The sequence below is a fragment of the Paenibacillus sp. S02 genome (assembly GCF_019454065.1).
In the GTDB taxonomy this organism is placed as follows: Bacteria; Bacillota; Bacilli; order Paenibacillales; family Paenibacillaceae; genus Paenibacillus; species Paenibacillus polymyxa_B.
The window spans coordinates 2,027,514-2,049,529 of record NZ_CP073682.1; the positions used below are offsets into that span (position 1 = coordinate 2,027,514).

Genomic DNA, 22,016 nt, shown 5'->3' on the forward strand with positions numbered 1-22,016 from the left:
AGAGTAGGGAATCCGTATGAATATTATGACCGTTGAACATATAACGAAAAGCTATGGCGAGAAAATGTTGTTTGAGGATGCTTCCTTTGGTATGGATGAACGTGACAAAATAGGGGTGGTCGGTGTAAATGGTACCGGCAAATCAACGTTTTTACGGGTAATTTCCGGCTTAGAGCCGCCAGATGATGGCAATATTGCAGTGAACAACGATGTGCGAATTCAGTATTTAGCACAAAATCCGGAGTTTGATCCCGAGATGAAGGTACTCCAGCATATTTTTCATGGCAACCAGCCTGAGATGAAAGCGGTGCGTGAATATACGGAAATCATGGAGTTGTTGGAGTTAAATCCGGGTAGCGAGGAGCTTCAAAACCGTCTATTGCGAGCGAGTCAGCAAATGGATACGTTCCAGGCATGGCAGTTGGAGAGTGAGGCCAAAAATATACTTACCCGACTGGGGATCACCCAGTTTGAGTCTCGTATGGGCGTTCTATCCGGCGGGCAGCGTAAGCGGGTGGCTTTGGCGGCGGCTTTGATCCAACCCTGCGAGTTGCTCATTCTGGACGAGCCTACAAACCATATTGATAATGAGTCCGTTGAATGGTTGGAGCAGTATTTGCAAAAAAGACGTGGTGCGTTGTTAATGATCACGCATGATCGCTATTTTCTGGATAGAGTTGCAAATGTCATGCTGGAGCTGGATCATGGCCGCCTTTTCCGTTATGAGGCTAACTATACCCGTTTTCTGGAGCTGAAGGCAGAACGCGAGGAGCGGGAAGCGTCTACGGAACAAAAAAGGAAGAACCTGCTGCGTAATGAGCTGGCCTGGATTCGTCGTGGAGCAAAGGCTCGTTCCACCAAGCAGAAAGCGCGTATTGACCGATATGAGCAGCTTAGGGATCAGCAACCGGAAGCTCGTTCTGGATCTGTAGATATGTCTGTCGCCTCCACACGTCTGGGTAAAAAAATATTGGAGATCGAGCATCTGTCCAAATCGGTAGATTCCCGTAAGCTGATACAGGATTTGAGCTACATTGCGGTTCCTGGTGATCGTGTTGGTATCCTAGGTCCTAACGGTAGTGGGAAATCCACCCTGCTCCAAATGATTGCACAGCGTGTAGAACCGGATTCCGGCAGTGTTGTGCTGGGGCCGACCGTGAAGATAGGCTATTTTACTCAGGAACATCAGGAAATGAACGAATCACTGCGTGTTATTGAGTATATTAAGGAAGAAGCCGAAGTGATTCGTACAGCAGACGGTTCGACGATTACAGCTGCACAAATGCTGGAGCGTTTCCTGTTTGCACCAAGCGCGCAATGGACGGTTATTTCCAGGCTGTCCGGGGGTGAAAAACGGCGCTTGTATCTGCTTCGTGTTCTGATGTCGGCACCGAATGTGCTATTGCTGGATGAACCAACAAATGATCTGGATATTCAAACCCTTTCCGTTTTGGAAGACTATCTGGATGAATTCCCGGGCGTGGTGTTTATTGTTTCTCATGATCGCTATTTCCTGGATCGGACAGTGGACAAAATACTGGCGTTTGAAGGGGATGGACAGGTACGTGTACATGTAGGCGACTATAGCGAGTATGCAGAATGGATCAGTAAAAATGCTCAATCTTCTGTGAACACGTCTGTCTCGACGAGTACGGCTTCCTCGAATCGCTCTTCCGCGCCTAAGTCTGCGGGTCCTTCCGATTCAGTCAAGGAGACAAGTAAAACCAAGCTTAAATTCACCTTCAAGGAACAGCGGGAATATGAGCAAATTGATGAGCTGATTGAACAAGCCGAACAGAAGTTGGCCGACATTCAGCGGCAGATGGAAGAGTCTTTCAGTGATTCAGCACGACTACAGGAGCTCATGGCTGAGCAAGCAAAGGCCGAACAGCATCTGGAGCACCAAATGGAACGCTGGACCTACCTGAATGAGCTAGCCGAGCAGATTGAACAAAGTAAATCTTAAAAACACAAAAGCAAGTCACCATTCAGAATGGGGCTTGCTTTTTTTATCGAATTATTAATACGTTTTTCATATTAAAAGCAAGTGAATTATATATTTCTAATATTAAATTACAGTGGGTATAATGGATTGCATATGGAGGGGAGGAATTGAAAATGGAATATCGTAAACTTGGAAAAAGTGGTTTGATGGTAAGTGAGATTGCATTGGGAAACTGGATCACCCACGGTGCTCAAGTGGATGATACCATAGCGCAAGCCTGTGTAAAGGCTGCACTAGACTCAGGGATTACCACGTTTGATACCGCTGATGTGTATTCGGATACCATGGCGGAAACAGTTTTAGGTCATTCTTTAAAGGGAATACGCCGTGAAAGTATTGAATTATGTACTAAGGTTTTTCATCCCACAGGTACCGGACGGAATGATAAAGGGCTGTCTCGCAAACATATCATGGAGGCCTGCCATGCCTCTCTTCGACGCCTACAAACGGATTATATTGATGTATATTATGCACACCGTTTTGATCCAACCGTATCGCTTGAAGAAACTTTTATGGCCTTATCCGATTTGGTGCGGCAAGGGAAGGTTTTGTATGTAGGAGTAAGCGAGTGGACAGCAGAGCAGATTAAGCAAGGAGCTGCTCTGGCTAGGGAATTAAAGGTCCCTTTCGTGGCAAGTCAGCCCCAATATTCCATGTTGTGGCGTGTCATTGAAGCTGAAGTGATTCCCGCTTGTGAGCAGGAAGGAATTGGCCAGGTGGTTTGGTCACCTCTGGCACAAGGTATCCTTTCTGGTAAATATGCAGCAGACAAGCCGTTACCCGAGGGTTCACGAGCTTCTACGACAGCAGGGTCACCATTTTTCGAACGTTTGGCTGGACAATGGTTACGTAAAGAAGTCCTTTTGGCAGTAAAGAAAATTCAGCCGATTGCAGAAGAATGCGGACTGACGCTGCCCCAGCTTGCAGTCGCATGGGTTTTACAAAACCCGCAAGTGTCCTCAGCTATTATCGGTGCTTCCAAGCCCGAGCAGGTTAAAGAGAACGTAAAAGCTGCAGGTGTCCGTCTAGATGGGCAGGTCATGAGACAATTGGATAGCATTTTAAATGGTATTGTTGAACGTGATCCGAGAAAAACAGGTTAAGATATACAATCAAGGAAATTTACATGTCTAACTCTTCGTTACAAGCTGTTTCTTCAACCACTTCCAGAAAATGAGTCAGAACAGTTTCATGTGCACCTGTTTTCCATGCAGCATAAAGTGGGATGGACGGAGACTCTTCTTGAAAGGAACGAAATACGACATCACTGCGTTGAAAGACAGAAACGGAAGTAGGGACAATGGAGATACCTATACCAGCCGCTACCAAGTTAACGATCGTATACATTTGAACGGCTTCCTGTACGATTTGAGGCTGAAATCCGTGTTGTCCGCAAAAGTCGAGTATGAGATTATGAAAAGAAGCTCCCATATGAGGCGGAGACAGGATAAAAGATTCGTCCGCTAAAGAACGTAAAGACAAGGTTGAATGGTGGGCTAACGGATGTGCTTGAGGAAGAACGGCCATGAGTGATTCGTTGGTGTAAAGACGAGAAGTGATATGTATAGATGGATCTGTACTGCGCAGGAAGCCCACATGAACTTTACCATCGTGTATGGCTTTCAGTTGTTGGACAGATGTCATTTCAAATAATGTAAGCTTCACATCTGGGAAGCGCTCTCGGAATTTCTTCAAGGCATTAACCATCAGACTGCCAGAGGCTGAATCTACAAAAGCGATGGATAATTGTCCGAATTTCCCCTGACTTGCAAGCTGTGTGATCTTAATAGATCTTTCCAATTGTGCAACCATATTTCTGGATTCTTCTAAAAATATCGCTCCTGCTGACGTAAGTCGAACTTGTCTTTTAGTTCGTTCCAAAAGCTTCACACCAAGTTCTTCTTCAAGGCTTTGAATTTGTTGGCTCAAGGGAGGTTGGGTGATATTCAGTTTTTTCGCAGCACGGTTAAAATGCAGTTCTTCCGCTACTGCGATAAAGTAACGTAGTTTTTTCAGATCCATAGCTGTGATTTCCTTTCACTAAGCCTTCACCGACCTATTCTCCAGTGGAACAGGTCGGTTTTTATCGTTCGAATTAAACTGTCACATAAGCTGCAAGCAGACGTGCAGTGTTCACCACGGCCTGCTTGTGCGTGCGCTCCATTGCATGGGAGGCGTGTACGCCAGGGCCGATCAAAGCAGCCCGGATGTTATTACCTGCTCTTAGTGCAGCCGAAGCGTCCGAACCGTAGTGCGGATAAATATCTACCGCATACGGAATATTTAGCTCTTTGGCCAGTTCAATCAGACGGGTCGTCATATTATAGTCGTAAGGCCCGGAGGAATCTTTGGCACAGATAGAAACATCCGTTTCCTTGCAGCTCAGATCTTCACCCATACAGCCCATGTCGACAGCTATCATCTCACTGATTCCTTCAGGTATGTAAGCCGCTCCGTGCCCCACTTCCTCGTAGTTGGAAATGAGCAATTTAACGGTATGTCGAGGCTTCCAGTTTCCATGTACAGCAGATTCCAGTAGACCAAACAGTGCAGCTACACTAGCTTTATCATCCAGATGCCGTGACTTGATAAATCCACTCGGTGTTACGACTGGACGCGCATCGAACGAGATAAAATCGCCCACCGCAATACCGAGCTGAAGCACGTCTTCTTTTGACTCAACAAGCTCGTCAATCCGAACCTCCATGTGGCTCTCCTTGCGCTCAAAGCTTCGTGCATCATCATAGACGTGCACGGATGGATGGCTGGACAGAATAGTGCCCGTAAACGTTTGTCCGCTTCGGGTATGAATAAGGCAGTATTCGTTCTCAATACTGTTCATCATGAAACCGCCGACGGATGTCAGACGTAGGGTACCTTGTGCTGTAATCGAACGTACCATCGCGCCCAATGTATCCACATGTGCGCTCAGCGCCATCGTACGGTCCGTTTCCTGACCTTCCAGAGTCAAGATGGCACCGCCTTTTGCATTCCATTCGATGGGTACCCCGAGGCTCTCAGCTTCCTTACGAATCAGCTCCATCACATGGTGTGTGTACCCACTGGGACTGGGCGTGTTCAGTAGCTGATTTAAAAAGTTCATTATATAATTCTCATTTAATTGAATCGTCATTTGTTGCTCCTCCTCATTTGGACAACCGATCAGGGTTAGAGGACGGTTGCTCTATATCTTGGTCGAAAGTAGACCCTGTGCTGGAAGAACCAGTCTTGTCATAGGTCACATCCGCGTTTGCTTCCACCGTGGATGTGTGCTCTTCTTGTAATGTATGAAGCTGAGTAGTCAGACGTTTAATCTCTCTCTGAAGCCTATATTGGCGGAAAATACCGAAAGAACCGACAATAAGTCCACCTAGAAGAGTGCAACCAAGAATAAGCAGAATCAAAGGAATGCTAACCATACTGAATAGAAGGTTCACTTGAACCGAATTCACATTAATAACAGCAAATACAGCTGTTAACAGAGCAATAACAAGAGCTGCGATCAAAGACCATTGTGTTTTCAAAATGCCACCTCCTCCCGTTACATTATAAAATCCCTTGCCCGCCATGGACAAGGGATTTATCCGTGCATCATTTCAATGCTGGATTTTAAGTGCGCACGGTTTTACTTTCCTTCAGTTAGCTTTTCCATTTCTGTAATGACTTCTTCGAATACGCTCATCGCTTCGCGGATCGGCTGCGGAGAGGACATGTCAACGCCAGCTTTTTTCAAAATATTAATTGAATAATCACTGCCACCGCTCTTTAAGAAGCCCAAGTAACGGTCAACGGCTGGTTGGCCTTCTTCCAGAATCTGTTTCGAGAAACTAGTTGCTGCCGAGAAGCCAGTAGCATATTTGTAGACATAAAAACTGTTATAAAAATGAGGGATACGTGCCCATTCCATTTCAATGTCTTTGTCTACCTTCATGCCAGGCCCGTGATATTTCACATTCAGATCATAGTAAATTTCCGATAAAAGCTGCGGTGTAAGGGATTCCCCCTGTTCAGCGCGTTCATGTACAATTTTCTCAAATTCCGCAAACATGGTTTGACGGAATACCGTTGTGCGGAATTGATCTGCATAGTAGGTGAGAAGGTACATTTTCTCTTTCGGATCGGTTGATTTGTTCAGCAGGTAGTCCATTAGCAACGCTTCATTGGTTGTGGATGCCACTTCAGCTAGGAAAATGGTGTACTGTGCATCTCTATACTTCAATGCGTTGTCTGAATAGTACGAATGCAACGCATGCCCCATTTCATGAGCAAGTGTGAACATGCTGTTCAGGTTATCTTTATGGTTCAGCAGCACATATGGGTGGGTACCATAAGCTCCCCAACTGTATGCACCAGTACGTTTGTTTTCATTTTCGTATACATCGATCCAGCGCTCATCATAGCCTTTTTGCAGCGAAGCCAGATAGTCCTCGCCCAGTGGCTTAAGGCCTTCTTTTGTTTGCTTTTTGGCGTCTTCATACGTAATGTCCATCTTGTATTCGTCCACAAGCGGAGCGAACAAATCATACATATGGAGCTCATCCACACCTAACAACTTTTTACGCAGCTTGATGTAACGATGGAGCAGGGGCAAGCTTTCATGAATGGTGTCAATGAGATTCGTATACACTTCCTTCGGAATATTGTCACCGTACAGTGACATTTCCAGTACAGAAGGGTATTTGCGAACACGAGAATAAAAAATATTTTTGTTTACATTGGCACTTAGTGTAGAAGCAATTGTATTTTTATTTTTGGCATATGTGTCATATACCGCTTTAAAAGCACGTTCGCGTACTTCGCGGTGCGGACTTTCGAGGAATTGAATGTAGCTGCCATGAGTCAGTTCAACCTCTTTGCCGTTCTCATCCTTAATTTTTGGAAACTTCAGATCAGCGTTGTTGAGCATGCCAAAAATCGTTTGCGGGGCTTGAGCCAGATTGCCAACCTGAGCGAGCAGCGCTTCTTCTGTCTTGCCCAAAATATGTGCTTTTTCCCGCTTCATTTCTTGAAGTGTAAACCGATAATCTGCAAGCTTCGGATCTTCAATGAAGGCATCGAGCTGATGATCCGGCAGTGCCAAAATTTCAGGCGTCACGAAAGAAAGAGACTCGCTAACCTCAACGCCTAATTTTTTGGCTTTTTGCGAAAGACCCTGGTATGTAGGTTCAGCTGTATCCTCATCATGATGCAGATGTGCGTACACATATACACGCTCGGTTTTAAGCGACAATTCATCTTCCAATTTAAAGCAGCTGCCAATCGACTCTGCTGAATTGAGCTTGCCTTGGAATTGTTCAGCCTTTTTGGCTAGTTGTTCGACTTCTTCGTATTCTTGATCCCATGTTTTGCGGTTGGGAAACAAATCTTCCAGTTTCCATGTATTTTCCACTGGCGCATCAGCGCGTTTTACAATTTCACTCATGGAGAGCCTCCTCTGATCGAACGTAATGTGGGGTAGGGCTGCGGCAGTAAGGGACGGATGCCAAAACGAAGAAACCGCCACGCTTACCGTAAGCAGCAGGGCAAGAGGTTTTACAGGATGCATGTAACGGCAGATCCTCCTTATACCATGGCTTGTTATGCCATAGTATGACCTCTTACGCCCGAAAGTATAATTTTCCTTACTGTGGGTTGGAACCTATATTTAATAAGCTGTATACAATAAGATAAAAGGCAAGGCAAACCATGATTACAGCAGTGAGGGCCATCCACTTTTTGAGAGGAGTCGGTATCGTATCACGCTTCATGATCAGCACTCCGCCCAGCGTGAAGGCCAGAATAATGAAGATGAGATAGCTGTTGGACACCATGAATAGGCTAGACCTGTTTGAAAGCGTTCATGATCCGCTGCCACTCTTCCTCATTATCTTGAAAGGACTGCTTGGGAAACCGATTTTGAGCCCAATGCATCAGCGCCGGACGGCTTAAAAACGTGTGGGCTTCCTCGCCCCAATCATCGGATATTTCCCGTAGAACGATGTAACGGCCCTGCACCTCGACAGTCATCATGTTCCAATTGTCTTTTTTGTATATTTCGTGTTTTTTCATCATATGCATGTCTCCGATTTTATAGATGTTTTGGTTCATGATACCGCAGTTTCCGCCGCAAAAGCAAATCATTCCAGCCCGAAAAACCAGGAAAAACATCAATTGCATTGTGAAAAAGCATGAAGTATAATATGGATATTCGCCATAGATGGCGGTATTTTTAGGAGGTTGTTCACTTGAAAGGTACAGTTAAATGGTTTAACGCAGAAAAAGGTTATGGCTTCATTCAAATGGATGGTGGCGAGGACGTATTCGTACATTTCTCCGCAATCCAAGGCGACGGCTTTAAAACTTTGGAAGAAGGTCAAGCGGTTGAATTCGAAATTACTGAAGGTAACCGTGGACCCCAAGCAGCTAACGTAATCAAACTGTAAGTGTAACTGAATTGTAAGAATGGTTCCGTTTCTACGGATGTCTTATATATTACGGTTAAACTATGAATTGAGAGCGCAGTTCCTTAAATTTAAGGAACTGCGCTTTTTTGCGTAAATACGTTTATGATATGAGAAGATTGAGCAGGAATGGGGTATTATACGTAATAAAACTAGGCAGAAGACATCTTAAATTGAAGGAGTTGAGAAAATGAGTGCAGCAGAGGCTAGTCGTAAGCCTTCCCTGATTGAAGGTCCTATTGCCAAAACGCTGTTTATGTTCTCTTTGCCGATGCTGTTCGGAAACATTCTGCAATCCCTGAATGGAACGATCAATTCGATCTGGGTTGGAAAGTTTCTGGGAGAAGCCGCATTGACTGCCGCTTCCAACGGAAATATTATTATGTTTTTTCTTATCAGTTCAATTTTTGGCGTCACCATGGCGGCCACTATTATGATCGGACAAAATATCGGAGCAGGAGACGTAGCTGAAACCAAGCGTGTAGTAGGTACAAGTGCAGTCTTTTTTCTGGTGCTCGCTTTTGCTATAGGTATTATCGGATTTTTGAGTGCGCCTTGGATTCTTCATGTACTCAATACACCTGCCGAATCGGTGGATATGGCGATCACGTATACACGTATTATTTTCGCAGGTATGCCCTTTTTGTACGGCTATAACTACATAATGACTGTAATGAGAGGGGCTGGAGATTCCAAAACACCATTTTATTTTCTAATTGTTTCCGTCGTACTGGATGTACTACTCAACCCGCTGTTAATATTCGGATGGGGACCGATTCCTGCTATGGGCATTGGAGGTTCCGCTACTGCTACCCTGATCGCTCAAGGGATCAGCTTTGTGTTGATCCTCATTTACCTATATCGAGTAAAATATTTTTTGCGCATTACTTCTTCAGAGCTTCATTTACTCAGATTTGATTGGAAGATTATTTGGACCCTAATCCGTAAGGGAGTGCCGATGGGGTTGCAAATGATTGCCGTCTCCACCAGCGCGATTGCTTTAATGAATCTGATTAATGGCTACGGAACAGTGGCAGCAGCAGCTTATACAGCAGCCAATAATTTGTCCAGCTATGTGCAGATGCCGGCAATGGCGTTAGGTGCAGCTGTATCTTCCTTTGCCGCTCAAAATATCGGAGCCGGACGTTGGGATCGAGTGCGCATGACAACCTGGATTGGGATTGTGTATAATTTTGTGTTGACTGGTGGAGCTGTGGTATTAATTTACATGTTTAACCGTCAGGCCTTGCTCATGTTCCTTCCTTCTACGGGGGGTGCATTGGAATTGGGTATGCGGATTAATCTGATCACTTTGTGGTCTTTTGTTATATTCGGTGTTACCAATGTCATTACAGGTGTTGTTCGATCAACGGGTTCCGTAATGATACCGCTTTTAATTACCATTATTTCATTATGGGGCATTCGTATACCTTTGGCCTATGTATTTGTTGATGAGTATGGTCTAGATGCTGTATGGTGGAGTTTTCCTGTAGGTTTTGCTATCTCTGCCGTAGCAGTCATTTTCTATTATGCTTTCGGGAAATGGAAGCAGGCAAGCATGGGAGAGGGAATCCAAGGCGTGAAGCCAGCAGATGACAAGGGATAGGTAGGCCATTTATACTATTTGCGATTAAAGTCTTATAAGGATAGATTTTGTGTAACTCCTATTTTTGACTAATTAAACATTACAGGTATAAAGTCTTTTTGTGAGAATAGCTCATTTTTCTTGAATTTTAAAGAAAAAAGTGAGGTTGTTCATTTGTGCTAAAAGGACGAACATATTATAATGGATATGGTTTGGATAGGTATAATTACGTAGACAACAATGTGGAGGCACCGTCATTTGAGTTATGTTGAGCAAGGACGTTATCAAGTACCGAGAGGCCCCATAGGTCTAATGAGCCGAATGTACAAGCACATTCTCCCTGAAACGAAACTAGAATTGAGTAACTGGAAGAGCAAGGCCGAACAAATTCCGGACCCTGAGCTGCGAAGCCAGGCGCTTGCGAGCATAGCGGATAAGACGTTTCACTGCGTGGGTGGGGCGGTTTATGCCGCAGCCAATATGTCTGCCCGTCAGACGCTAATTCCGCTGATCGTAGCGTATCAGACCATTAGTGATTATCTGGACAACCTGTGTGATCGCAGTACGTCCATGGACCCGGATGATTTCAGGCTGTTGCATCAGGCTATGCTGGATGCGGTTAATCCGACGGCTAGGCCAGTGAATTATTATGAGTTGCGTCGTGAGCAGGAGGATGGCGGTTATTTGACCGGGCTGGTGACAACCTGTCAGTCTTGTGTAAGCAGGCTTCCGGGCTATGAGGCGGCAATGCCTTACGTTCAGGATTTGGCGCGATTATACACGGATTTGCAAGTATACAAGCATATTAAACCCGAGCTGCGGGAACAAGCGCTTTTGGACTGGTGGTCGCTTCATAAAGACCGTACACCAGAGTTGCGCTGGAATGAGTTTGCTGCGGCTACCGGTTCAACTCTGGGGGTCTTTATGCTGTTTCTTGCTGCCAGCGACCAGCATCTGACCGATGCGGGGGCTGCCTCAATACATGCATCGTATTTTCCACATGTGTGCAGTCTTCATATTTTGCTGGATTATCTAATCGATCAAGACGAAGACCGGAAGGGCGGAGATCTTAACTTTTGCAATTATTATGAAGATACCGACATGATGCTAGACCGGATCGCCTACGTTGTGAATCGGGCGCGGGCTGATATTGCAGATGTCCCTGCCAGCTCCTTTCACCGGATGATTATCGAGGGATTGCTGGCTTTATATTTATCCGACCCTAAAGTTAGCGAGCAGCAGGACGTTCGCGCTGTTTCGAGACGTTTAATGAAAAATAGTCCGCTCATGCGTTTGTTTTTCTTATTAAACAGTCGATGGATAAGAAGGCTTATATGATTATTTTGAGGAGGTCATAAATCATGACAGCAGTTAAGAAAATTGCAGTATTAACAAGTGGTGGAGATTCACAAGGGATGAACGCGGCAGTTCGCGCCGTCGTACGTAGCGGATTGTATTTTGGACTGGAAGTATTCGGGATTCAACGCGGTTATCAAGGCCTTTTGAACGATGATATTTTTCCAATGGATCTGAGAAGCGTCGGAGATATTATCCAACGTGGGGGTACTGTACTTCAATCTGCAAGATGCCTGGAATTTACGACTGAAGAAGGGCAGAAAAAAGGCGCTCAAATCTTGCGTAACCGTGGAATTGACGGCGTAGTCGTGATTGGTGGCGACGGTTCCTATCAAGGAGCTAACAAACTGACCAAGCAAGGCATTAAAACCATGTGTCTTCCGGGTACGATTGACAATGACATTTCCTTCACGGACTACACTATTGGTTTTGATACAGCGGTTAGTATCGTAGTGGATGCAATCAACAAGCTGCGTGATACGATGTCATCCCATGAGCGTTCATCCATTGTGGAAGTTATGGGACGTCATTGTGGCGATATTGCTCTGCATGCAGGTCTGGCTTCTGGCGCAGAAACGATTTTGGTGCCTGAGGTAGAATTTGACCTGAATGAAGTATCCGATCGGATGAAACAAAACTTTAAGCATGGCAAACGCCATAGTATCATTATCGTTGCTGAGGGTGTAGGCAAAGGCGAAACAGTAGCACAGGTTATCCAAGAAAACTGTCCGGATTATGAGCCTCGTGTTACAGTGCTTGGACACATTCAACGTGGAGGCACACCAACAGCGTTTGACCGCAACCTGGCGAGCCGTTTGGGTGACTTTGCTGTTCGCCAATTGATCGAGGGCATATCTGACAAGGCTTGCGGAACGATCGACGGTAAGTTGGTGGCTACAGATATTGACAAGGTTGTAAATACCAAAAAAGATTTCAATATGGAGCTTTATGAGCTGGCCTTGCGTTTGTCCCAATAATAAGAGCCTTTATGTAAAATAGATCGGCTCTGATATTGGAAAAGATCAAAATTATGCGGATGACCCGAGTCATCCGCTATTTTTTTAGCTTTGAGTCCTATCAGGAGGTAGTCATACATGTACCTATTCAAAATCGAAGTGGACAGTTCGGAAGGAGCGCTGACCGTCATTCTCGCTGCTGAAAATGAAGAACAGGCATTTGAAGAGATTGAACAACATGTGGAGAGACACTTTCTTTATCCTCCCAAGCTGAACGAAGTGGCTATTGTGGAGAAAAAACGAATAACTTTAGGCGCAGCATATGTAATTGAGACACGCAAAGGCTAAATAGCCTCTGCGTGTTGTTTTTTTTCGGAGAAACGACGTTGTACTTTTACCAGACGCCAGAGAAGTAAAATAGCACCTACTGCCAACCCTGTAATCAAACCGATCCAGTAGCCGTAGGGCCCCAATGAAGTCCAGCGTGCCAGTATATATCCTACAGGAAGCCCAATGACCCAATAGGAGAGGAATGTGAGCAAAAAGGCTGGATTGACGTCTTTATACCCGCGTAGCGCTCCTTGTGTAGGTGTAGCGACAGCATCAGATATCTGAAAGAAAATCGCATAGATTAGAAAATGCTGTGCCAATTGAATGACCTGCGGATCGGTGGAGTAAAGTCGAGCGACCTGTTCACCCCAGATAAGCAGTACAATAGCTGTAATCAGTGATAAACCTACTGCGCTGCTGATACCCATTACACTATAAGCTTTGGCATCCCGTGGGCGAGTAGCTCCTGTTTCATAGCCAACCAGAATCGTAAGTGCCATGCAAATGCTGAGTGGAATCATATACAGCGTAGATGCAAAGTTCATGGCGGCCTGATGTGCGGCTATGGTAGCTGTATTATAGCTGCTCATGAAGAGAGTGACAGCTGAAAAGACGGCAGTCTCAAAAAATATAGCAAATCCAATCGGTACTCCAATCTTGATGAGCTCTTTCAAAGCACCAGCAGCAATCCCATATATTTTGTTAAAGATTCGGTACTCGGCAAATATTTTTCCACGATGCACAGTGATACCGGCAACCAGCATGATGATCCAGTAGGTGGTCGCCGTTGCTACCCCTGAGCCCACACCCCCCAGACGCGGAAAACCCCAGTTTCCATAAATAAGTAGATAATTTAACAATACATTGATGGGTAACGACATGAGCGTGATTAACATCGTAAAGCGGGTTTGTCCCAATGCATCCATAAAGCTTCGGAGCACAGTGTAGGCAAATAGAGGAACAATCCCGAAGGCCATGGCACAAAGGTAGTATAGGGCCACATTATGAACTCTCAGTTCCAAATTCATACCGTTCAAAATAGGTTTGACCAAAATAATGCCAGCAATCAAAACGACCATAGACAGGGCGAGAGAGAGCCAAAGTGCTTGAATGACATAGTAGGAGACTTTATCTTTGCGCTGTGCTCCCACCAATTGAGATACAATGGGCGTGATAGCCATAAGTATTCCGTTAAGGCCTGTTTGTACAGGAACCCATAGGCTTACTCCAATGGCTACTCCAGCCAGATCGGCAGGGGAAAAGTGTCCCGACATATTCGTATCAAAAAAAGTCATGGCAGATAGTGCAAGCTGGGTAATCAGGATAGGGAGCAAAATGTAGAAAAGCTGCTTCCATTTCTGCCCCGTTGTTAGTGTCAATTGCATTTTTGTTTTCCTCATTTACTAGGGATTGATTATTTGTATATATCATAACATGTAAGTATTTATTGTAAGGGATACCGCTACATTTGAACAGTAATAAAAAAGACTGCACCCATTCGCCAAACAACGGGACAGCCTTCGAAATAATTATATAATTTCTAAATTTTGTATAATAAAACGAGAAGTCCGGAGAGATAAATTATTTGTACGTTACTCCACTTGTATAGCGGTTTGTGGCATTCCAGAGTAAATATTCATCCACTTTCATATCCTTAAGCGCTCGAATTTGATCCTCTACTTGAGTTTTCCCATACTTGGCATAATGTCCGCTCCCCAACCAACTTGCGGTAAAATCCTGGATCCAAGGACGAATAATTGGCTTTAGCTTGCCCGTCGGATCGAGCTTTTTGTGTGTATCGGCCATGGAGCCTTTAATCGTCTGGTAAGGATTCTTATCGGGGTCTTTTACTCCGAACCAGCCTGTGGTGTAGTGACTTGGATAAACCATGGGCGAAATGACATCCACATTTTCGGAGATTTTAGTGAAATCCTGTCCGATCCCCTCCGCAGCAGGAACGGATGCGGCATATCCGAAAATATCTACCGATACTCGCACACCTAATGGAGCAAGCTCTTTGCGGGCATATTGTACGAATTCAGCGACTGCATCCGAGCGGGATTGATCTGATTTGGTATATTTCAGCTTGTCTGCTCTTTTCTCAAAGCCTTCGGGAAAACGTACATAGTCAAATTGAATTTCCTTAAAACCAAGTTTGGCTGCTTCCTTAGCGATGGCGATATTATAATCCCATACTTCTTTATTATAGGGATTAACGAACCCGTCTCCTTTGCCGTTTTTCCAGACAGAGCCGTCAGGGTTACGGAAAGACATCTCGGGATTTTTGTTGGCCAGTACCGTATCTTTAAATACGACAATACGAGCAATCGGGTAGACACTATGCTTTTTTAATCGGTCCATCAAACCGGAAATATCCCGAATGAATTTTTGCGGCTTGCCCAATTTGAGCAGCTCGGGATTGGTTGTTGGATAAGTGATGTACCCTGCATCGTCTTTAATATCGATAACCATGGAATTGAGCTCTGTCTTGTCAAGCAGTTCAAGCAACTGGGTCATACGCGAACCGCCTGCGCTATAAGCCGTGACATAGATGCCCTTGATAGCAGGAGTCGTCGGTTGTGGGTCAATTTTAACTGGAGGATTGGAGGCATCCACCTTCATATTATTGTGCTGAGCCTGAATCATGGCGCTGCTAATTGTTGTTGACACCGTATCTTTTACATTTGGAGCGTTGGCTGACTGATCCCCGTTTCCGCCTATCCCCATCGCCAATAGCATAATTGCCCAAATCATATTCATTTCCTAACTCTCTCCCTTATGTATGTCGCTTACCTGATTATACGTAAAGTTATGTATCGAAAAACAACACGCTTGTAACCAATACTGGAATCATCAGGCACAGTCTTACATGATTAACCCAACCGGTGCTCATTGAATCCATAAAAATGCATAAATAATGCCGCTCTCTTCGCGGTCGTAGATGCAACCGGAAGAAGCGGCACTTGGTAAAGAAATTTATTGAAGATAATTATTGTCTTGATGCTCGCAAATACTGTACTGAATAATTTCTAGCGCATCCGTTGGCTTGAGTATGGCCATCCCGTCCCGAAGCACAATCATCGAGTTCAGCTCATCCTTTTTGAGAGAAGGGAGCATTTCCGGGTACCATCTTAAGACAATGTCGGACAGTTTTACCGTTTCCATTTCCACAAAAATCACCCTTTCCTGCTCGGAATCATTCCAAAAGAATCATCCAATACGATTCGGAAAAGCAAAGTGCCTGTGAAATAGCAGGTAAAGCTGGTCTTTATATACTATGGGAACAGCGCAGATATAGTGTACCACAGAAACTGTATTTTGACACTTGGGTTTGTGCTTATCTTCGGCGAAATGAACCCATCACCCCAACCGTTTCCACAATATTGACAAAAGCAGAAGGGTCCACTTCTTTAATGATGCGTTTTAATTCAACTAGCTCGTAGCGTGTCGTGACAGTCATCAGCATGTCCTTTTCGGTATGTGAAAATGCGCCTTCAATTTTTATTTTGCTAACACCGCGTGGTGTGGTCAACATCCGCTCCAGTAGCTTGTCGGTGTGTTCTGTAATAATGTAGACGGTAATCTTCGTGTGACTGACATAGATTTGATCCAATACCTTGCCAGTCACAAAAATAGATAGCATCGACGCAAGTGCAATATTCCAATCATCGTTCAAATATCCTGCTGCAAGAATGACCAGTCCATTCATGCCAACAAGTACAGTTCCTACGGGGAAGTCACGATAACGAGTGACGATGGAACCGATAATGTCAAAACCGCCCGTAGACCCCCCTACCCGAAAGGAAATTCCTGCTCCAACGCCGATCATCACCCCACCAAAAACGGAGGCCAGCAGGGGATCCGACACGACAGATTGCACCGGTACCCACGCCAAAATCCACGTTGTAACGACAACGGATAGAATGCTGAGGCTAATAAAACGCTTGCCTAAAATAAACCAGCCTGCAATAAGCATCGGGATATTGATAATAAAATACATCGCGCTGATATCAAATTTTGTGAAGTAGCCGATTAACATGGAAAGCCCGGCTACTCCTCCGCTCAGCAAGTGGTGTGGCACGAGAAACAGATTAAAACCGCATGCAATGGCAGCGGCTCCAAGAATGACAGTTAAGCAGTTTAACACTATTTTTAACAACTTAATTTCACCTCATTTAAATTATACGGGAAGCAACTTGCTGGTATTCATGAATTGTTCTGTGCTATAATGCGATGTGGATATTCTTGAGTAGGGACCTATGTCCAGAGAAACACTTAAAATTTAAACTGTTTTAAAAAGGATAAATTCGTTTAAGATGTATCGGATAGGTTCCCCAAATTCATTACAGAAAGATGCAGTTATAGGTCTAAATAAACTGTCACTGTATTGGGGAAAACTTATACAATAATATCGCTACTTAAGAATACAGACAACATTGTGGATTGTCCACCACATCCACCATTATGAAGGAGTTTGAATAAATTTGACGACATTTGCAGAATTTGATCTTGAACCGAAAGTAATTCAGGCGATTACAGAACTGGGTTTTGAAGAAGCAACACCAATTCAATCCCAATCCATCCCGATTGCACTGCAAGGCAGAGACATGATTGGCCAAGCCCAAACAGGTACTGGTAAAACTGCTGCGTTTGGTATTCCGCTGATCAACAAAATTTCTAAAAGCGACGAAAAAATCAGAGCCCTGATCATGGCACCAACACGTGAGCTTGCTATCCAGGTAGCTGAAGAAATCGAAAAACTCTCCCGTTTCAAAGGTCTTCGTACTTTGCCAATCTATGGTGGACAAGATATCGTACGCCAGATTCGTGCTTTGAAAAAGAAACCTCAAATTATTATTGGTACGCCAGGACGCTTGCTTGACCATATTAATCGCAAAACCATCAAGCTGGAAGATGTAAACACAGTTGTTTTGGATGAAGCAGATGAAATGTTGGATATGGGCTTCATGGAAGATATTCAATCCATTCTGAAGCAAGTTCCAGACGAGCGCCAAACGATGCTTTTCTCGGCTACAATGCCTCCTAATATTAAAAGATTGGCTGAGCAATTCCTCAAAAATCCTGAGCATGTTTCAGTTATTCCTAAACAAGTTAGTGCTCCACTGATTGATCAGGCCTATATCGAAGTTCCTGAGCGTCAAAAATTCGAAGCATTGAGCCGTTTGATCGACATGGAATCCCCAGAACTTGCTATCGTATTTGGTCGTACCAAGCGTCGGGTAGACGAGCTGGCTGAAGCTCTGCAAAAACGCGGATATTCTGCAGACGGTTTACACGGTGACTTGTCTCAAAATCAACGTGATGCTGTAATGCGTAAATTCCGTGACGGAAGCATTGACGTGCTCGTAGCGACTGACGTAGCTGCCCGTGGTTTGGACGTTTCCGGCGTAACTCACGTTGTGAACTTTGACCTTCCGCAAGATCCAGAAAGCTATGTTCACCGTATTGGACGTACTGGACGTGCAGGTAAAGAAGGGGAAGCTTGGTCTTTCGTAACGCCTCGTGAAATTGACCATCTGCACTTTATCGAACGTGTAACTCGTCACCGCATTCCACGCAAGCCGCTTCCAACGTTGGCTGAAGCTCTGGAAGGCAAACAACGTATCATTGCTGAACGTCTCCTAGAGGCTGTAGAAAGCGGTGAGCTGAACGAGTACAAAGGTTTGGCTATTCAAATGCTGGAGCAATATGATTCTGTACAACTTCTCTCCGCAGCTCTGAAACTGATGACTGGTGAGAAAAGAGAAGCATCGATTGAGCTGACTCCAGAAGATCCGATCCGTGCAAAACGTCGTAAACCAGACGTGCGTTCTGGCGGTCGCAAGCCTTCCAACTATAGCGGTCGCAGCAACGGTGGTTACAATTCCAACCGTTCTGGCGGTACCGGCGGTAGTGGAAGTAAAGGTGGATATGGCGGTTACAACCGCGGCAAAGAAGGCGGCGGTGGCTACAACCGTGATTCCGGAAGCCGCTACAGTGGAGATCGTAAACCACGCCCGAGCAGCAATGGGGAAACTCGTCGTCCTGCAAGACGTGAAGATTCCTCTTCCGAATAAGAAATGAAATAATGAAAAGTCGAAGCAGATGAAGCTTCGGCTTTTTTGTTATGATTGATCAGTATGAATGAACCTTTTAGCGATCTGCTTTAATGGGTCACGTATTGATTTCTCTGGCGTATTAGGGCTGAAATACGGTATGATATAGTCAAGAGCCGGAATTTATAGGCATAGCAACATGAGTCTTGGAACTGCCAAGGCTTGCGGAGGGAGAGACTGACATTGGAGTTTAAAGGAGCTATGGGTGGTATTTACCGCCTCACCGAGTGGATTACCCGACTGGCGGCTACAAATTTATTATGGGTGTTATGTTCGTCGCCTTTTGTATTCTGCCTCATACTGAAACTACTTGTAATGAATCAGAATTTGGCTAATGAGTCTTTACAAATGAATTGGGCGATGGCTGTTTTGGCACCGCTTACTTTATTTCCAGCCACATCGGCTATGTTCACAGTGGTTCGCAAATGGGTAATGGGGGATACCGATACGGGCGTGTTTCGTACCTTTTTTAAAGGGTATAAAGAGAATTATAAGCAGAGTCTGATCGGGGGTATCTTTTACACATTGCTGTTTGTCATCATGTATGTGGATTATACCGTATATATGACACAACTCAGCAACTTGCAAATCGTGGGCGTTATTATGCTTATTCTTATCATTATTTTGCTTGTGTCTATGTTTAACTTCTTTTCGATGGTAGCTCATTATCATATGTCTACCGGACAAATTATTAAAAATGCGGTTTTACTGACGCTGATTCGACCATTCCGTGTATTTTCCACCATGCTCGGCAGCGCCGTTGTTATATTTATCGGAGTCAAATATCCTGTGCTTTTCCTATTCTTCATCGGCAGTGTGGTGGCCTGGTTCGCTTTCTTTAATTTTTATGGAACATTCCTCAAAATGCAGGATCAAATGGAAAAGATGAAGCAGAAAGATGAAGATACGGCAACCATTGAAGACAAGAAAAGTGATAACCTCTAAAAATAAAACATATTTCTCCTAGCATTTACTTTCTGAGTGAGAAGCGCTATAATAAGGTCACATCCTGCGATGCACGTTACGGTCATTTGTTGTTTTGAACCAATGACAATGTCTAGGGAGATCTATACGGATGAACAGCTGAAAAGCCCTGTCAATTCCTGACAAGGGGACTTCAAAAGTTTATTCTGCGGTCACCCACCTGCTAAAGCAGGTTCAGAAGACGCTATGGTCGGACGGCATCGGCGGGTACTCCAAAGATAACGAATACACTCTGTTCATGCTTCGTGCAGAAACAGGGTGTTTTTTGTATGCAACAATGTTAAACTAAGACATGAGGTACTAAGGTCGCATACCACAGGTATGGTCGGTTAACTTTTTGTTGTTTAACGTTTTTATAAAGCGCTTGCAGCAAAAAAACCGATGTGCTGCATTATGGCAACGATTATCGTGAAGGAGGAAATGTCTTGTCGTTGAAGAGGACTCTGGTAGGGATTGTGCGCAGCCAAGAAGGTACAAGCGACCGGGTCAAGGACCCCCAAATGAAGACACGCTATTATAACTTATCGAGAGACAAGGCTTGGGAAGAAGTATCATCTATTTTGAAAAAAATTCCTGGCTACAAGGTACTCCATGAGGTAGCATCTGTAGGTGAGATTACGTTAGAGAAGCGAACGGCGTTCGGTAGAACCGTCGACATTACCGTTTCTATATTGTCCGTCTCGCCAGTTCGGAGTGCGGTGGATATTTATTCTGCTTCACGCGGATCGCTAGGGGACTTGGGCGCGAATTACCGCATCATTTTGCAATTGTTCGCTGTGATTGACAAGAAGCTGTCCGCTCATAAGGTCGTGCAGTGATTGTAGATGTGTGAGCAGTGTTGTGGCAGCCAAACGTCAAAAAAAGCGAGGAAGGCAACCCTTCACTCGCTTTTTTAATATTCAGTCTTGATTTAGACGAGTTTTTTCACTGCTGCAATCGCTTGCTCATAGTCAGGGTGCTCGGACATTTCGCTCAAGTATTCTACGTAAGCGATTTTGTCATTTTGATCAATCACAAAAATAGCTCTATGATCCAAATGGAATTCCTTAATGAACACACCATAAGCTTCGCCGAAGGAATGATCCTTATAGTCGGACAGTGTCAATACGCGGTCGATACCGGCAGCACCGCACCAACGAGCTTGAGCGAAAGGCAGATCGACGCTGACAGTCAGCACCACGACTTGATCCCCAAGGGAATCAGCTTCCTGGTTAAAACGTCGAGTCTGTGCGTCACACACGCCTGTATCCAAAGAAGGAACAACACTGATCAATTTGACTTTGCCTGCAAAGTCTTGGAGCGTAGCTGCTTCTAGCAGGTTTTTCTGTAATTTGAAATCAGGTGCCTGATCTCCAACCTTCAGTTCAGGACCTAAGAGTGTCAAAGGATTGCCTTTAAAAGTAGCAGCTCCTGTACGTTCTTGTGCCATATGTAATAGCCTCCTTGGTTTTTAGCATTGGTTATCGTTGCCGAAATCTATTATAATCTTTTATAAAAGACATTGTCCAATTTGAATAAGGTGGAGACACCCATGAAGGAAGGATTGCCTTGATTTTTTTACGTTATGAGAACTGGAAAAGTTATTTGCGGTTTTACCCAGTAACCTGTCTGATTTTGCTCATTAATATTGTGATGTTTATTGTACTCACCGTACAGGGTGGATCGGAAAATAGTTTGACGCTGATCCGATATGGAGCTTTGATTAATGAAGCGCCATTCACTGATCAACTGTGGCGATATGTATCAGCCATGTTTTTACATGCAGGATTTGATCATCTTCTGTTCAATTCCTTCGCCATACTCGTCTTCGCTCCTCCGCTGGAGCGTTTGCTGGGGTCCTTCCGCTATGTGTTATTGTATCTGGTCACGGGCATTGTAGGGAACATACTGTCCATCGCGCATTACAATATGATGACGGAAACGACAGTCTCTGTAGGAGCTTCAGGAGCGATTTATGGCATCTATGGAGCATTCCTATACGTTGCCCTGTTCCAGCGGTCACTGATGGATGACGCCTCGCGCAAAACGCTGTACACGCTGCTTGGGTTTGGTATCCTGTTTTCTTTCGCTGTAGCGAACATTAACTGGACCGCTCACTTCGGGGGATTGCTCAGTGGGTTTTTCCTTTATGGATTAATGATCAGATTGACTGGCCAACGCAAACGTCACTAAAGACAGTTTTACCGTTAGTTAGTAGGGGAAGAAAGAGGATGATGTTCGATTGACGTCTTCTTCCGGATGTTG

At 44.7% G+C, this 22,016-nt stretch carries 22 protein-coding genes and 1 other RNA gene; 12 read left to right on the plus strand and 11 right to left on the minus strand.

Annotation, left to right across the window (positions count from 1 at the left end; genetic code table 11):
- Positions 1-16: 16 nt before the first annotated feature.
- Together KAI36_RS08990 and KAI36_RS08995 are read left to right on the plus strand one after the other, a co-directional pair.
- Positions 17-1,966 carry an ABC-F family ATP-binding cassette domain-containing protein gene (locus KAI36_RS08990; protein ID WP_025722305.1) on the plus strand — a complete coding sequence of 650 codons (1,950 nt, stop codon included), beginning with the start codon at positions 17-19 and terminating at the stop codon, positions 1,964-1,966.
- Between the two features lie 152 nt (positions 1,967-2,118).
- A complete protein-coding gene (locus tag KAI36_RS08995; protein WP_220027545.1) occupies positions 2,119-3,108 on the plus strand; it encodes an aldo/keto reductase family protein in 990 nt (329 codons plus the stop codon).
- A gap of 19 nt (positions 3,109-3,127) precedes the next feature.
- On the opposite strand, the gene KAI36_RS09000 is transcribed toward KAI36_RS08995, so the two are convergent.
- The 6 genes from KAI36_RS09000 to KAI36_RS09025 all read right to left on the minus strand — a co-directional run bounded on the left by KAI36_RS09000 (position 3,128) and on the right by KAI36_RS09025 (position 8,056).
- Entirely contained in the window at positions 3,128-4,027 is a 900-nt protein-coding gene (locus KAI36_RS09000; protein WP_220027546.1) for a LysR substrate-binding domain-containing protein, read from the minus strand.
- Between the two features lie 73 nt (positions 4,028-4,100).
- Complete coding sequence (locus KAI36_RS09005) at positions 4,101-5,138, minus strand: M42 family metallopeptidase (protein WP_220027547.1); 1,038 nt, start codon at positions 5,136-5,138, stop codon at positions 4,101-4,103.
- Positions 5,139-5,151: 13 nt separating this feature from the next.
- The gene (locus tag KAI36_RS09010; RefSeq protein WP_049827665.1) at positions 5,152-5,574 is read right to left on the minus strand and encodes a LapA family protein; all 423 of its coding nucleotides are present in this window, start codon (positions 5,572-5,574) and stop codon (positions 5,152-5,154) included.
- 56 nt (positions 5,575-5,630) lie between these two features.
- Positions 5,631-7,427, minus strand: a complete 1,797-nt coding sequence (gene pepF / locus KAI36_RS09015; RefSeq protein WP_220028078.1) for an oligoendopeptidase F — start codon at positions 7,425-7,427, stop codon at positions 5,631-5,633.
- A gap of 199 nt (positions 7,428-7,626) precedes the next feature.
- Positions 7,627-7,815, minus strand: coding sequence for a hypothetical protein (locus tag KAI36_RS09020; RefSeq protein ID WP_025715827.1), 189 nt, complete (start codon positions 7,813-7,815; stop codon positions 7,627-7,629).
- Positions 7,816-7,822: 7 nt separating this feature from the next.
- Positions 7,823-8,056, minus strand: a complete 234-nt coding sequence (locus KAI36_RS09025; protein ID WP_013309704.1) for a hypothetical protein — start codon at positions 8,054-8,056, stop codon at positions 7,823-7,825.
- A 173-nt stretch (positions 8,057-8,229) separates the two neighbouring features.
- Here KAI36_RS09025 and KAI36_RS09030 point away from each other — a divergent pair, with 173 nt between their 5' ends.
- The 5 genes from KAI36_RS09030 to KAI36_RS09050 all read left to right on the plus strand — a co-directional run bounded on the left by KAI36_RS09030 (position 8,230) and on the right by KAI36_RS09050 (position 12,690).
- The gene (locus KAI36_RS09030; RefSeq protein WP_013309706.1) at positions 8,230-8,427 is read left to right on the plus strand and encodes a cold shock domain-containing protein; all 198 of its coding nucleotides are present in this window, start codon (positions 8,230-8,232) and stop codon (positions 8,425-8,427) included.
- Positions 8,428-8,635: 208 nt separating this feature from the next.
- A complete protein-coding gene (locus KAI36_RS09035) occupies positions 8,636-10,051 on the plus strand; it encodes an MATE family efflux transporter (RefSeq protein ID WP_220027548.1) in 1,416 nt (471 codons plus the stop codon).
- A gap of 237 nt (positions 10,052-10,288) precedes the next feature.
- Positions 10,289-11,368, plus strand: a complete 1,080-nt coding sequence (locus KAI36_RS09040) for a tetraprenyl-beta-curcumene synthase family protein (protein ID WP_013309708.1) — start codon at positions 10,289-10,291, stop codon at positions 11,366-11,368.
- A 23-nt stretch (positions 11,369-11,391) separates the two neighbouring features.
- Complete coding sequence (gene pfkA, locus KAI36_RS09045) at positions 11,392-12,363, plus strand: 6-phosphofructokinase (RefSeq protein WP_023988013.1); 972 nt, start codon at positions 11,392-11,394, stop codon at positions 12,361-12,363.
- A 117-nt stretch (positions 12,364-12,480) separates the two neighbouring features.
- Complete coding sequence (locus KAI36_RS09050; protein ID WP_013309710.1) at positions 12,481-12,690, plus strand: DUF3906 family protein; 210 nt, start codon at positions 12,481-12,483, stop codon at positions 12,688-12,690.
- Here the strand turns inward: KAI36_RS09050 and KAI36_RS09055 are convergent.
- The 4 genes from KAI36_RS09055 to KAI36_RS09070 form a co-directional block, all read right to left on the minus strand.
- The gene (locus KAI36_RS09055; protein WP_220027549.1) at positions 12,687-14,057 is read right to left on the minus strand and encodes an MATE family efflux transporter; all 1,371 of its coding nucleotides are present in this window, start codon (positions 14,055-14,057) and stop codon (positions 12,687-12,689) included. The two genes, KAI36_RS09050 and KAI36_RS09055, sit on opposite strands and share 4 nt — an antisense overlap.
- 196 nt (positions 14,058-14,253) lie before the next feature.
- Positions 14,254-15,432: a putative glycoside hydrolase gene (locus KAI36_RS09060; RefSeq protein ID WP_220027550.1), complete on the minus strand. Its 1,179-nt coding sequence runs from the start codon at positions 15,430-15,432 to the stop codon at positions 14,254-14,256.
- Positions 15,433-15,648: 216 nt separating this feature from the next.
- On the minus strand, positions 15,649-15,837 hold the full coding sequence (locus KAI36_RS09065; protein ID WP_080683009.1) for a hypothetical protein: 189 nt from the start codon (positions 15,835-15,837) through the stop codon (positions 15,649-15,651).
- Positions 15,838-16,009: 172 nt separating this feature from the next.
- Positions 16,010-16,831 carry a YitT family protein gene (locus KAI36_RS09070; RefSeq protein ID WP_025722295.1) on the minus strand — a complete coding sequence of 274 codons (822 nt, stop codon included), beginning with the start codon at positions 16,829-16,831 and terminating at the stop codon, positions 16,010-16,012.
- Positions 16,832-17,156: 325 nt separating this feature from the next.
- On the opposite strand from KAI36_RS09070, the gene cshA reads away from it, so the two are divergent.
- The 4 genes from cshA to KAI36_RS09090 all read left to right on the plus strand — a co-directional run bounded on the left by cshA (position 17,157) and on the right by KAI36_RS09090 (position 20,590).
- Positions 17,157-18,749: a degradosome RNA helicase CshA gene (cshA, locus tag KAI36_RS09075; protein ID WP_220027551.1), complete on the plus strand. Its 1,593-nt coding sequence runs from the start codon at positions 17,157-17,159 to the stop codon at positions 18,747-18,749.
- A 222-nt stretch (positions 18,750-18,971) separates the two neighbouring features.
- The gene (locus KAI36_RS09080; RefSeq protein ID WP_025720102.1) at positions 18,972-19,733 is read left to right on the plus strand and encodes a YesL family protein; all 762 of its coding nucleotides are present in this window, start codon (positions 18,972-18,974) and stop codon (positions 19,731-19,733) included.
- 58 nt (positions 19,734-19,791) lie between these two features.
- Positions 19,792-19,986: non-coding RNA, 6S RNA (ssrS, locus tag KAI36_RS09085), on the plus strand.
- 211 nt (positions 19,987-20,197) lie between these two features.
- A complete protein-coding gene (locus KAI36_RS09090) occupies positions 20,198-20,590 on the plus strand; it encodes a DUF1499 domain-containing protein (protein WP_013309718.1) in 393 nt (130 codons plus the stop codon).
- A 92-nt stretch (positions 20,591-20,682) separates the two neighbouring features.
- Here the strand turns inward: KAI36_RS09090 and tpx are convergent, their stop codons facing one another.
- A complete protein-coding gene (gene tpx / locus KAI36_RS09095) occupies positions 20,683-21,201 on the minus strand; it encodes a thiol peroxidase (protein ID WP_053325164.1) in 519 nt (172 codons plus the stop codon).
- A gap of 119 nt (positions 21,202-21,320) precedes the next feature.
- On the opposite strand from tpx, the gene KAI36_RS09100 reads away from it, so the two are divergent.
- Positions 21,321-21,944, plus strand: coding sequence for a rhomboid family intramembrane serine protease (locus KAI36_RS09100; RefSeq protein ID WP_023988021.1), 624 nt, complete (start codon positions 21,321-21,323; stop codon positions 21,942-21,944).
- The last annotated feature ends 72 nt before the right edge of the window (positions 21,945-22,016 follow it).

Coding starts and splice junctions, on each gene's coding strand:
- KAI36_RS08990 (WP_025722305.1), top strand. CDS start 17: ATGAATATTATGACCGTTGAACATATAACGAAAAGCTATGGCGAGAAA.
- KAI36_RS08995 (WP_220027545.1), top strand. CDS start 2,119: ATGGAATATCGTAAACTTGGAAAAAGTGGTTTGATGGTAAGTGAGATT.
- KAI36_RS09000 (WP_220027546.1), bottom strand. CDS start 4,027: ATGGATCTGAAAAAACTACGTTACTTTATCGCAGTAGCGGAAGAACTG.
- KAI36_RS09005 (WP_220027547.1), bottom strand. CDS start 5,138: ATGACGATTCAATTAAATGAGAATTATATAATGAACTTTTTAAATCAG.
- KAI36_RS09010 (WP_049827665.1), bottom strand. CDS start 5,574: ATGGCGGGCAAGGGATTTTATAATGTAACGGGAGGAGGTGGCATTTTG.
- pepF (WP_220028078.1), bottom strand. CDS start 7,427: ATGAGTGAAATTGTAAAACGCGCTGATGCGCCAGTGGAAAATACATGG.
- KAI36_RS09020 (WP_025715827.1), bottom strand. CDS start 7,815: ATGGTGTCCAACAGCTATCTCATCTTCATTATTCTGGCCTTCACGCTG.
- KAI36_RS09025 (WP_013309704.1), bottom strand. CDS start 8,056: ATGATGAAAAAACACGAAATATACAAAAAAGACAATTGGAACATGATG.
- KAI36_RS09035 (WP_220027548.1), top strand. CDS start 8,636: ATGAGTGCAGCAGAGGCTAGTCGTAAGCCTTCCCTGATTGAAGGTCCT.
- pfkA (WP_023988013.1), top strand. CDS start 11,392: ATGACAGCAGTTAAGAAAATTGCAGTATTAACAAGTGGTGGAGATTCA.
- KAI36_RS09050 (WP_013309710.1), top strand. CDS start 12,481: ATGTACCTATTCAAAATCGAAGTGGACAGTTCGGAAGGAGCGCTGACC.
- KAI36_RS09055 (WP_220027549.1), bottom strand. CDS start 14,057: ATGCAATTGACACTAACAACGGGGCAGAAATGGAAGCAGCTTTTCTAC.
- KAI36_RS09060 (WP_220027550.1), bottom strand. CDS start 15,432: ATGAATATGATTTGGGCAATTATGCTATTGGCGATGGGGATAGGCGGA.
- KAI36_RS09065 (WP_080683009.1), bottom strand. CDS start 15,837: ATGGAAACGGTAAAACTGTCCGACATTGTCTTAAGATGGTACCCGGAA.
- tpx (WP_053325164.1), bottom strand. CDS start 21,201: ATGGCACAAGAACGTACAGGAGCTGCTACTTTTAAAGGCAATCCTTTG.